The organism is Oscillibacter sp. ER4 (assembly GCF_000765235.1).
In the GTDB taxonomy this organism is placed as follows: Bacteria; Bacillota; Clostridia; order Oscillospirales; family Oscillospiraceae; genus Hominicoprocola; species Hominicoprocola fusiformis.
On sequence record NZ_JPJG01000062.1, the window covers coordinates 22369 to 34508 of the forward strand.

Sequence of the window (12140 nt, forward strand, 5' to 3'; positions counted from 1 at the left end):
AATTGGCAAGAGGAAAAGCACTGAAAATGCAGGAATTCTTGCGAAAATGTGAAAAAATATCTCACCAGCGGCTTGCTGATGAGATATTTTATTCATGGCAGGATTAGATTTTGTCATGGCCGGCGGCTTCGTCGGTGAAGACGGCCTCGAATTCCTCAGCGCTCATCGTCTCGTGCGCAAGCAGGAATTCCGCCACGGCGATGAGGTGCTTCTGATCGCGCGAGAGGATGTCCTCGCAGCGCTCGTAGGCAGCGTCGACGATGGACTTGACCTCCTCGTCGATCTGTGCGGCGACCTGCTCGGAATACGGCTTGGCCTGCGCCATCGAGCGGCCGATGAAAATTTCATCGTGGCCGGATTCAAACGAGATCGAGCCAAGCCTGTCGCTCATGCCGTACACCGAGACCATCTTGCGCGCGATCTGCGAGGCGCGCTGGATGTCGTTCGACGCGCCGGTCGAAATGTCGCCGAGCATCAGCTTCTCCGCCACGCGTCCGCCGAGCAGCGAGACGATCTGCTCTTCCATATAGCGCTTGGACTGGTACGAGCGGTCCTCCGTGGGCAGCGAGATCGTCATGCCGCCCGCGCCGCCGCGCGGAACGATCGTGATCTGGTGCACAGGGTCGTGCGTCGGCAGCGCGTGCATCACGATGGCGTGACCGGCCTCGTGATAGGCGGTCAGCTTGCGCTCGTGCTCGCTGACGACGCGGCTCTTCTTCTCGGGACCTGCGATGACCTTGATCTCCGCCTCGGAGAAGTCGGACATCGTGATGAGCTTGCTGCCGCGGCGCGCGGCGAGCAGCGCCGCCTCGTTCGAGAGGTTCTCGAGGTCCGCGCCCGTGAAGCCGGGCGTTCCCTTGGCGACGGTGGAGAGGTCCACATCCTCGGCAAGGGGCTTATTCTTGACGTGGATCTTTAAAATTTCCTCGCGGCCGCGGATGTCGGGAAGCCCCACGTAGACCTGACGGTCGAAGCGGCCCGGGCGCAGCAGCGCGGGGTCGAGGATGTCGGCGCGGTTCGTCGCCGCCATGACGACGACGCCCTGATTCGTACCGAAGCCGTCCATTTCAACGAGCAGCTGGTTGAGCGTCTGCTCGCGCTCGTCGTGGCCGCCGCCGAGGCCCGTGCCGCGCTGACGGCCCACGGCGTCGATCTCGTCGATGAAGATGATCGCGGGGGCGACCTTTTTCGCCTGTTCGAAGAGGTCGCGCACGCGGCTCGCGCCGACGCCGACATACATTTCGACAAAATCAGAGCCGGAGATCGACAAAAACTGCACGCCCGCCTCGCCCGCGACCGCGCGGGCTAGCAGCGTCTTGCCCGTGCCCGGAGGGCCGACAAGCAGCACACCCTTGGGGATGCGCGCGCCGAGGTCGATGAACTTGCCCGGCGCTTTCAAAAAGTCGACGATCTCCTGCAATTCCTCTTTTTCCTCATCCGCACCGGCGACGTCAGAGAACGTCGTGGGGCGCTTGTTGTCTCCGCCGGTCTTGAACGACGCCGTGCCGAACTTCGCCATGCGGTCGCCGCCGCCTCCGCCCGCGGAGCGGACGGAGAGGAAGTACCAGATGGCGAAAATGCCGAGCACCGCTAAAATATAAGGCGCGAACATCGCGACATAGTTGATCGAGTGGTCGGCGGTGAAGTCGTAGTCCTCGATGATGCCGTCGGCCTTCTGCTGCTCGATGAGCTCGCCTAAGTCGTCATAGAAGAGCGTCACGCTGAAAAGGTCCTTTTTGAGCTCCGTTTTGCCGTCGATGGGCTCGCGCAGCTTCATGCGCAGCGTGGTGTCCGTCACCGTGAAGGCCGAGACCTGCTCGGATTCGAACAGCTCGCGTACCTCGGCATACGACGGTTCGGCCTCCACCGGCTTGTTCATAAAGCCGTAGACGCCGACAAGCACCAGCAGCACCAGCAGATACGGCAAAAGATTGGGACGCTTGGTCTGTTGAGTCAATGGGATATCCTCCTTGCACTGCAAAGATAAAAGCCTCGCAGAGTTTCTGCCCGCAAGGGGCACGCGACATCCGTAGAGCAGCAGAGCTGCTAACGGCTGTCCAGACGCCCGCAGGCGTGAAAAAATGTGAGATCGTTATTTCCGACGACAAGTGCGTCGGAAATAACACCGCTCGCTCCGCAAACGTGCGAGCGATAGCGAGTGCGCTGCAGCGGAGTGCAGCCTTCTCAAAAAACAGCGTTTGCTGTTTTTTGAATCAGTTGGCGTAAACCTCGGGCTTGAGCACGCCGATGTACGGCATATTGCGGTACTTCTGGGCGTAGTCGAGGCCGTAGCCGACGACGAATTCGTCGGGCACTTCGAAGCCTGCGAGGTCGGCGGCGATGGGCTTGGTGCGGCGGGCGGGCTTGTCGAGCAGCGTCACGACGGTCACGCTGGAAGCGCCCTTGGTCATAAAGTAATTCTTGAGGAAGTAGAGCGTGTTGCCGGAGTCGAGAATGTCCTCGATGACGACGATATCGCGGCCCGTGATGTCCTGCTGGAGATCGCGCGTGATCTGCACGACGCCGGACGAGGTCGTCGCGTTCTGATAGGACGAGACGGCGATGAATTCAATGTCGCTCTTGAGCTGGCAGGCGCGCACGATGTCGGCCATGAAGATAAAAGAACCCTTCAGCACGCCGAGAAACAGGGGATTTTTGCCCTTGAGGCGCTCGTAGAGCTCGTCGCCCATCTCCTGCACGCGCGTTTTGAGCTGCTCTTCGGAATACAGTACCTTCAGGATGTCCTGATCCATATTGCTCTTAGCCATAGCTTTTTTCTCCACTTTCTTTTTATTCGTATTTGTTGTATCTGATGCGGCATTCCGCCGCAGGTCGCACAAATTGGCGTTATCGGGGGACGACGCGCACGAAGCACGCCATGTTCCCGCCTTTCGGCAGGAAAGTGACGTCCGTCCCCAGCCGCCACACGGCGGCAAGCCGGCCGCCCACATAAAGGGCGGGGAGCGCGTCGCGCTCGGTGAGGGAGAGCTTTCGGTCGACGCACAGCCGCTTGACGCTGCGCGCGCCGTTCGCGCCTTGTAGCATTAAGCGCGCGTTCAGGTCGCACGGGGCGACGGTGATGATCTCACCGTCTTCCGGCACGCGGAGCGAAATGCCCTCGCCGTCGGGCTTATGCAGCAGCGTCAGCTCGAAATTGCCCCATGGGAGGGGAACGTTTTCCACAAGCGCCGCCTTTGGCAGCGCGGCGGGGGAGAACGCCATCGTCAGCGCGCCGTCCGCGATGCGGACAAGCGCGCCCTGCGGCAGCGTATAGCGCCGCTCGGCGCTGCCGCCTCTCTGCGCAAGGGCGCAGATCGCGTCGAGCTGCTTGCGCCCGATGTCCTTGCGCCCGAGGCCGAGCGCGTCGGCCAAGTGCAGCAGGATACGTGGCTGCACGACTTCATCGGCGGCAAGAAAGCAGTCCAGCGACAGCGAAATACCACCGTCCTGCGCTTTTGCATGGGAAAGTGCGGCTTCCGCCGCCTGCTCAAGCGCATCGTCGAGCGCAGTCAATGAACGCGCCGTTGTGGCGATATGCTGAGGCGCGCGGGGATTGAGCTCCCTGAGCCGCGGCAGAATTTCAAGCCGCAGGTAGTTCCGTGCGGCGGCGTGCGGGTCCGCGTTCGTGTGATCCTCGACATGCGGGATGTTGTGAGCGCGCGCATAGGTGACGAGCTCTTCTCGCGTCTGCTCCAAAAACGGGCGGACAATGTCGCCCTGCTTGGGCCGCATACCACACAGGCCGCGCAGATCCGCCCCGCGGACGAAGTTTAAGAGCACCGTTTCCGCGTTGTCGTCCGCATGGTGTGCCAGCGCGATCTGGGCGCCGAGCATTTGCGCTGTTTCACGGAGAAAGGCGTAGCGCAGGTCGCGCGCCGCTTCTTCTTCCGATTTGCCGGTTGCGCGCGCGTAGGCGCGCACGTCACCGGTGCCCAGATAGAATGGAATGTCCTCTTTTTCGCACCACGCGCGGACGAAGTCTTCGTCACGCGCAGCCTCTTCGCCACGAAGCTGGTGGTTGAAGTGCGCACAGGAGACGTCATACCCCTCCCCGCGCAGAAAATGCAGTAAACACATCGAGTCCAAACCACCGGACACGGCGGCGAGCACGGGCCGGTTCTTGTCGAGATAGCGCGCGCAGAGTGCTTCCGCGCGCGGCAGCTCAGTCCTCTTCATGCCGGTAGTCGAGCGACGAGAACGTCGTATACTGCGGCGACCAGGCGAGCTCGACCTTGCCGGTTTCGCCGTGGCGGTTCTTGGCGATGATGCACTCGGCGATGTTGCGCTTTTCCGAGTCCTCGTTGTAATAATCGTCGCGGTACAGGAACATGACGATATCCGCGTCCTGCTCGATGGCACCCGATTCACGAAGGTCGGAGAGCATGGGGCGCTTATCCTCGCGCTTTTCGTTCGCACGCGAGAGCTGGGAGAGGCACAGCACGGGGACTTGCAGCTCCTTTGCCATGATCTTGAGCATACGGGAAATATCGCTGACCACCTGCTGGCGGCTCTCGCCGCTGTAGCCCTTCGTGCCGGAGGACGCCATCAGCTGCAAGTAGTCGATGACGACGAGCCCTAAATTGTCGATGCGGCGGCACTTGGCGTTCATGTCCGCAACGGTGAGCAGCGGATTGTCGTCAATGAGAATGTCAAGCCCCGAGAGGACAGATGCGGCGTTTGCGATGTTGACCCAGTCCTGCTCACGCAGGTTGCCCGTCACGAGACGCTGGTTCTCGACCGTCGCCTGATTCGATAAGATACGCGTCACGAGCTGCTCGCGCGACATTTCGAGCGAGAACACGGCCACTGCCTGCCCGCTTGAGCGCGCGACGTTCAGCGCAAGGTTCAGCGCCATACTCGTTTTACCCATACCGGGACGCGCGGCCAGCAGCACAAGGTCCGATTTGTTGAGGCCATTCATTTTGTCGTCCAGTACGCCAAAGCCCGTGGGAAGGCCGGGCAGCGTTTTGCCGCCGTTAGCGCTCAGCTCGCTCAAATGGTCGAGAACGCCCTGCAAAACAACCCCGATGCTCGCCATGCTCTGCGCGCTGCGCCCGCGGCGCACGGCGTAAATTTTCTGCTCCGCCGCGTCGAGCACGCTGGCAGCGCCGCCTGTGCCGTCCTGCACCATGGTGGAAATTTCCCCCGCCACGGTATAGAGCGCGCGCAGCAGCGCCTTGTCGCGTACGATGCCGACGTATTCCATCACGTTTGCGCTCGTGGGCGTCACGTCCATCAGTTGGGCGAGGTACGGGCGCGTCGTGCTTTCCTCATAGGTGCCGTTTTTCTCCATCTCGCCCGCGACGGTCACGCCGTCGATGGGCTTGGAGTAGACGAACATGGAGTAGATCGTCTCGAAGATCTCGCGGTTCTGCTTTAAGTAAAAATCATCGGGACGGAGCTGCTCCATCACGTCCTTGACGCAGTTTGCGTCGATGAGCATCGAGCCGAGCACGGACTGCTCGGCCTCGAGCGAATGAGGCATCTGCCGGTAGAAGATATCTTCCACGAGAAGACCTCCTTAATTACGTAATCTTGCGCCTTACTCCTCGCTCACGCTGACTGAGAACCTGGCGCTCACTTCGTAGCCGAGCTTGGCCTTGACCTCGTAGGTGCCGAAGGCCTTGATGGGCTCGTCGAGCACGATCTTCTGCTTGGGCACGTCGAGCTGGAACTGGCTCGCAAGGCCTTCGGAAATTTCCTTGCTCGTGATAGCACCGAAGAGCTTGCCCTCCTTGCCGCCCTTGGCCGTGAGCTTGACGGTCACGTTCTTGAGCTTGCCGCCCATTTCGACGGCGGCCTGACGGTTCGCGGCCTCCTCGGCGCGGCGGGCCTTTTCCTTCAGGTTCATGGTGTTGATGGCGTCAGCCGTGGCGAGCACGGCGAGCTTGCGGGGCAGCAGGAAGTTTCTTGCATAGCCCTCGGCTGCGTCGATGAGCTGGCCCTTTTTGCCCTGACCTCTCACATCCTGCGTTAAAATGACTTTCATATCTGTTTCCTCCTTGTGGGGTGATTTACGTTGTGGGGAAGAGCGTCACTCTTCCATATATTCGTCGATGGCGGCGAGCAGACGCTCGCGCACCTCGTCCACGGTGGCGTCGTTTACCTGGCCGCCTGCGGTGGTGGAATTGCCGCCGCCGCCGAGCTTTTCCATGATGAACTGCACGTTGATCTCGCCAAGCGAGCGCGCGGACAGGTTCACGCCCGTGCCGTTCTTGAACAGCACGAACGAGGCGTGAATGCCCGAGAGCGTCAGAAGCTCGTCGGCCGCCTTGGCGGCGGTCACGCGGTCGATCTCCTTTTCAACCGCGGCCACGGCGATGTCGCCGTGCACGAGCTCGGCGTGACGGATGATGTCATAGCGCTCGACCATGCCGGCAAGGTCGCTCTGGAAGAGTCGCTGTACATCCGACGTGTCCGCGCCCGCGCGGCGCAGGAACGCGGCGGCCTCAAACGTGCGCCCGCCGGTGCGCATCGTGAAGTTCTTCGTGTCGAGCACGATGCCCGCGAGCAGCGCCTCGGACTCCGCGCGAAGTAAATCGGTCGGGTCGGCGAGGTATTGCAAAAGCTCCGTCACGAGCTCGGACGCGCTCGAGGCGTAGGGCTCGTGGAAGTTGAGCGCGGCGGATTCAATATAATTCGCGGCTCTTCTATGGTGGTCGATGACCGCCACGCGGTTGCACGCATCAAGCAGCTGCTCGGATTCGACAAGGTCGGGGCGGTTCGTGTCCACCACGACGAGCAGCGCGCCCGGCTGGGCGGAGATGAACGCGTCGTTGCCGGAGATAAAGGCGTCCTTGTATTCCGGAAGAGCCGCAAGCTTACTGAGCAGCGGCTTTGCGACGTTGTCCTCCATGTCGATGACGATCTGCGCCTTTTTGCCGCGCTTGCGCGCGATGCAGCAGATGCCGGCCGCTGCGCCGACCACATCCATGTCCGCGTGCGCGTGGCCCATGACGAAGATCTGGCCTGCGTCGGAAATGAGCTCGCCGAGGGCGTTGGCCATCACGCGGGATTTGACCTTCGTGCGCTTTTCGGGGGACTTGGCCTTGCCGCCGTAGAATTCAAAGTCAAGGCGGTTGCGCACGACGACCTGGTCGCCGCCGCGCGAGAGCGCCATTTCGATCGAGAGCATGGCGTTCTGATAGAGCGTTTCGTAGTCATCCACGTCCTTGCCCACGCCGATCGAGAGCGTTGCGGCGACGCCGTCCTCAGTGACGACGCTTCGCACCGCGTCGAGCACGGAGAATTTACCCTCAAGCAGCTTTTGATACTCCTGCTCGGTCGTGACGAGCACGTAGCGGTTACGATCGAATTTGCGCAGCAGGCTGTGCGAATCCTTGAGCCATGTGCTGATCTTTTCGTCGATGGCAGCGAGCACCGCGCTGCGCGACGCCTCGCTGCCAGCCTTCATCAGCTCTTCGTAGTTGTCGATCACGATGACCGAGACGATGGGGCGGCGGCTCTCGTTCTCCTCGCGCAGCGAGTCCTGCTCGGTCACGTCCGTCCAGTACGTTGTGGCAAGAAGGCTCTGTCCGCCGCGGCGGGAGGAGGGATGGCTCAGATTGCCGAACACGCGGAAGTGGCGCCCGCCCATCACCACCGTTTCGGGGCACTCGCTTTTACCCTCGAGCAGCCAGTGTGTCGGAAAATCGGGGAGAATATCGTCGATGCGGTTGTCAAAGATATCCTCGCGCACGCCAGTGAGCTGCATGAAGCTGTCATTGCTCCATAGGATCTCCTGCGTGTCGGGGCGGAAGACCATCATCGCGAACGGGGCCGAGAGCATCGAGGCCTTGTCGGCGGTGGTCATGTCGTCGGTCACGTCGTCGATGTACTGGCGGATGCCCTCGCGGCGCTTCTGCGCCGTGTGGCGGAAGTACCACCAGAGAAACGCCATCGCCGCAGCCTCACAGATCGCGAGCGGGATGCTCACGCGCACCGTGACGGCGGCAAAGAGAAAGCCGACAAGAAAGTAGAGCCGGAAGCTGGGGTCTACCAGTTTGCTGATCTTTTTGTTCCGCATAATGAAGCTGCCCTCCCGTTATGATCGACATTACTGCGGCAAACCGCGGGAATAATCCATTTCATTATAACACGGCGGGGCGGGCGGATACAATATCAATATTTTATTTTTCGGCGTCGACAAAAAATGTGGTATACTTTTGGTGGAAAACGTGCTATACTATCCCGTAATAGCGGATGGCCGCGCTGGAAAAATACGCGCAAGAGCCTCCGCGACAACGGGTTTTGACCGCATTTTCGCGGTTCTCATAGAAAGTCCATAGGGATCCAAAAGGCGCCGCAGGTGCGATCGCTTCGTGAAGCAGGGCGAAGTGAGAGTACGGACGTCTCCAATGCTTTGCGCTTTTTGGCCCGGACGCACATGACAAAATCAAAACAAATCTATCGTTATTCTATTGTGAAACGAATCAAAAGGAGTTGATCCAGCATTGGCTGAACAGTTAAAAATCATCCCCCTCGGCGGTCTCAATGAGATCGGCAAGAATATGACCGTTTACGAATACGGCGGCGAGATCATCGTGGTCGACTGCGGCATGGCCTTCCCCGGCGACGACATGTACGGCATCGACTGCGTCATCCCCGACGTGAGCTATCTTGTCAAGCACAAGAACCGCATCCGCGGCATGTTCATCACCCACGGGCACGAGGACCACATCGGCGCCGTGCCCTACATCCTCAAAAAGGTGAATATTCCCATCTACTGCACGCGCCTGACCGCGGGCCTCATCCGCTTAAAGCTCGAAGAGCACGGCCTTCTCAAATCGACGAAGATCGTCACAGTGGAAAGCGGCATGACCGTCAAGGCCGGCAAGTTCAGCGTGGAGTTCATCCACGTGAACCACTCCATCGCGGACTCTGTCGCGTTTGCCATCCACACAGGACTTGGCACCGTTGTCCACACGGGCGACTTCAAGATCGACTCGACGCCCATCGACGGCGAGGTCATCGACCTTGCCCGCTTCGGCGAGCTTGGCAAGCAGGGCGTTTTGGCGCTGCTCGCGGATTCGACGAACGTTGAGCGCCCAGGCTACACGATGAGCGAGCGCACGGTGGGCAGGACCTTCAACCGCCTGTTCCAGAGCTGCAAGCAGCGCATCATCGTCACGACGTTCGCCTCCAACGTCCACCGCATTCAGCAGATCATGGACGCCGCGGCGGAGTGCGGGCGCAAGGTCGCCGTCACGGGCCGCAGCATGGAAAACGTGACAAAGGTCGCCATGGACCTCGGCTACATGAAGCCGCCGAAAAACACCGTGGTCGACATCAACAAGATCAAGTCGATGCCGCTGGAAAAGCAGGTCATCGTCACCACCGGCTCGCAGGGCGAGGAGATGTCCGCCCTGTACCGGATGGCATTTTCCCAGCACAAGCAGATCGAGGTCGGCCCCGGCGACCGCGTCATCATCTCGGCGAGCGCCATCCCCGGCAACGAGAACACCGTCTCGCGTGTCATCAACGAGCTCTTCCGCAAGGGCGTTGAGGTCATCTACGACCGCGCGGACATGCTGCACGTTTCGGGCCATGCGTGCCAGGAGGAGCTCAAGATCATCCACGCGCTGACAAAGCCCAAGTATTTCATCCCCGTGCACGGCGAGCAGCGCATGCTCCAGCTGCACAAGGATCTCGCTCTCCAGATGGGCATGGACCGCAAGAATATTGTGATTTGCGACAACGGCGACGCCGTCGAGATCGGCGCGCGCTCGATGAAGTGCGTGCCCGGTTATGCGCCCGCGGGCGAGGTGTTTGTCGACGGCTACGGCGTCGGCGACGTCGGCGCGGTCGTGCTGCGCGACCGCAAGCATCTCGCCGAGGACGGCATGGTCGTCGTCGTGCTGCCCATCTCCGCGCAGAACGGCGACCTTCTGGCCGAGCCGGAGATCATCACGCGCGGCTTCATCTACGTCAAGGATTCCGAGGAGCTGCTGCAGGACCTCAGAAACCTCACGATGTCCACGGCGGAGGCCTACCGCGGCAAGCGCGGGCGCGACCTGAACGAACTCAAGGGCGCGATCCGCAGCGCGGTGAGCAACTATCTTTTTAAGGCGACGAAGAGAAGCCCGATGGTTTTACCGGTTATCACGAAACTTTAAAACAAAGGAGCGGCTTTGCCGCTCCTTTGTTTTAATTGGGGGCTTGCAGGCCGCTGCGCGCATAAAACGCCCGCCATTGGCGGGCGTTTTCCACACTTGCGGCCTGAAAAGTGTAAATTGTCACGCACATGGAAATCGGCGAAGCGCCGCCAGTGGCGGATGAAGCGAGCCGGTTTCGAGGAAGTGGCACGATTGGCGCGCCCGAAAGGGCGCGGGAGTCGTAATGCCACGACGGTGACGTCAGAAAAAACGATTCAAATTTATTTCGCGTCTGCGGACGCGAAAGTTTGCGACGCTTTTGGCCGCCTGTGGGCGGCGGAATAAGTTATTTTGGCAGGGAATGCGAGAGCGTTCCCTGCCTTTTTGTATTTGCGGAAAACTTTGGGCGATGGCAGGGAGGGCATTCCGTTTTTTCAGTTGACGGGATACGAATGATATGATACTTTATCGGTAGACGATATATCGGTTTCCGTTATAACGGGGGCCGAGGAAAGAAGGATACCACATGGGAACGACGGCACTGACCGAAGCGGTCTTTTATATCCTGCTCTCGCTCGACGCGCCGCTGCACGGCTACGGCATCATGCAGAATGTAGAAAGCTTGAGCGGCGGGCGTGTGCGGCTTGCCGCAGGCACGCTCTACGGCGCGCTCGCGACGCTGACCGAGCGCGGCTGGATCGTGTCGCTCGGCGACGAGAGCGAGGGGCGCAAGAAGGAATATCAGATCACGCCCGCGGGCCGCGAGGCCGTGCGCGCAGAGCTGCGCAGACTGCATGAGCTGACGCAGAACGGCGACAAGCTGACAAACGAATGGAACTGAGAGGAGGTCGCACAATGCTGAAACAAAAATTCTGCCTCTGGTGGATCTGGTATCTGCTGTTTGACAACGCGCATTTTCAGCGCTGGCTCGCATGGCACCGCAAGCGCGGGTGGGAACTGGCGCACGTCGGCGGGCTGTTTTTCCACTTTACGCGCGGCGACGGCACGGATTACCGCTACTATGTGCAGGTGATGAAGGACTTCCCGTGGACGGAGCAGGGCAGGGCCTATATTGCGGGCGTGGAGGGGCTGGGCGTCACCTATCTTGGCTGCTTTCTGCACCGCGCGTACTTCCGCTGGGTGGACGACGGCAGGCCGGAGGAGATGTTTTCCGACCTTGCGTCGCAGGCGCAGGAGGCAAGGTGCGTGCGCAGCGCGCAGATTTTTGCGGCGGCGCTGTGCGCGCTCGGCGCGGCGATGCAATTTTATACTGCGTGGGAGTATCTGTACGCGGCGCAAATTTATGAAGAGCTCTATGCCGAGCTGATCGCCGCGGGCGGGCCGAGCGTTGTGGCGGCCTGGATGCCGCGGATCGCGCTGGAGGCAGTGCTCGGCCTTTCGTGGCTCGCCCTCGCCGTATGGGGCGCGAGCGCAGCCGTGCGCACGCACAAAAAGTGGAAGAAGATCAAAGACGAGCAGTGCATCTGCGAGTGAAAGGAGAGCAGAAATGGCAGGGACGATGACGAAGAAGTGGAGCAGAGCGCCGTTTGGCCCCGAGCGGGTGGAGGAGATGGAGCGCTATCTCAACAAGATGTCCCACGAGGGCTGGCAGTGCTGCGAGATCGTGCGCGATGAGCTGCGCTTTGTGCGCGGGGAACAGGACGAGTACATCTACCGCGTACAATACTTTTACGAATCGCGCGACGGCGAGAAGAAAGACTATCTGCGCACGCTCGGCGAGACGGGCGCGGCGCTGGTGGGCGAGTACGGCGAGGTGCTGATCCTGCGCAAAAAGACGGCGGCCGGCGCGTTTGAGCTGTACTCTGACTTGGACTCCAAGATCGCGGCGCTGGAAAAGCGGCGCTCGCACTCGAGAAACATGATGCTCGGCGCGCTGGTGCTGGTACTGCTGAGAGGGGAATATGCTTACAAAGCGATCTCGCAGTACGGCTTTTCAAACTGGCTGGACACGCAGCTTGATTCACCTGTATATATGGTGCTGACCGTCCTGATCGTGGCGGGACTGTTGGCGGGCGGTATTGCCGG

The 12140-nt window shown here is 60.7% G+C and carries 10 protein-coding genes; 4 read left to right on the top strand and 6 right to left on the bottom strand.

Features of this window, described 5'->3' with window-relative positions; genetic code table 11:
- Positions 1 to 103: 103 nt before the first annotated feature.
- From ftsH to NI20_RS0110385, 6 genes are all read right to left on the bottom strand, one after another.
- Entirely contained in the window at positions 104 to 1957 is a 1854-nt protein-coding gene (gene ftsH / locus NI20_RS0110360) for an ATP-dependent zinc metalloprotease FtsH (RefSeq protein WP_052084593.1), read from the bottom strand.
- Between the two features lie 256 nt (positions 1958 to 2213).
- The gene (gene hpt / locus NI20_RS0110365) at positions 2214 to 2768 is read right to left on the bottom strand and encodes a hypoxanthine phosphoribosyltransferase (protein WP_242842981.1); all 555 of its coding nucleotides are present in this window, start codon (positions 2766 to 2768) and stop codon (positions 2214 to 2216) included.
- 79 nt (positions 2769 to 2847) lie between these two features.
- Complete coding sequence (tilS, locus tag NI20_RS14290; protein WP_052084594.1) at positions 2848 to 4176, bottom strand: tRNA lysidine(34) synthetase TilS; 1329 nt, start codon at positions 4174 to 4176, stop codon at positions 2848 to 2850.
- The gene (gene dnaB / locus NI20_RS0110375) at positions 4163 to 5485 is read right to left on the bottom strand and encodes a replicative DNA helicase (protein WP_033121339.1); all 1323 of its coding nucleotides are present in this window, start codon (positions 5483 to 5485) and stop codon (positions 4163 to 4165) included. Before dnaB ends, tilS begins: the two co-directional genes overlap by 14 nt.
- A gap of 57 nt (positions 5486 to 5542) precedes the next feature.
- Entirely contained in the window at positions 5543 to 5989 is a 447-nt protein-coding gene (gene rplI, locus NI20_RS0110380; RefSeq protein WP_033121329.1) for a 50S ribosomal protein L9, read from the bottom strand.
- A 45-nt stretch (positions 5990 to 6034) separates the two neighbouring features.
- Entirely contained in the window at positions 6035 to 8026 is a 1992-nt protein-coding gene (locus NI20_RS0110385) for a DHH family phosphoesterase (RefSeq protein WP_033121330.1), read from the bottom strand.
- Positions 8027 to 8453: 427 nt separating this feature from the next.
- On the opposite strand from NI20_RS0110385, the gene NI20_RS0110390 reads away from it, so the two are divergent.
- The 4 genes from NI20_RS0110390 to NI20_RS14295 all read left to right on the top strand — a co-directional run.
- A complete protein-coding gene (locus NI20_RS0110390) occupies positions 8454 to 10115 on the top strand; it encodes a ribonuclease J (RefSeq protein ID WP_033121331.1) in 1662 nt (553 codons plus the stop codon).
- 505 nt (positions 10116 to 10620) lie between these two features.
- A complete protein-coding gene (locus tag NI20_RS0110395; protein ID WP_033121332.1) occupies positions 10621 to 10935 on the top strand; it encodes a PadR family transcriptional regulator in 315 nt (104 codons plus the stop codon).
- Positions 10936 to 10949: 14 nt separating this feature from the next.
- Positions 10950 to 11588, top strand: a complete 639-nt coding sequence (locus NI20_RS0110400; RefSeq protein WP_033121333.1) for a DUF2812 domain-containing protein — start codon at positions 10950 to 10952, stop codon at positions 11586 to 11588.
- Positions 11589 to 11601: 13 nt separating this feature from the next.
- The coding region (locus NI20_RS14295) for a DUF2812 domain-containing protein (protein ID WP_052084595.1) at positions 11602 to 12140 on the top strand (539 nt) is incomplete at its 3' end.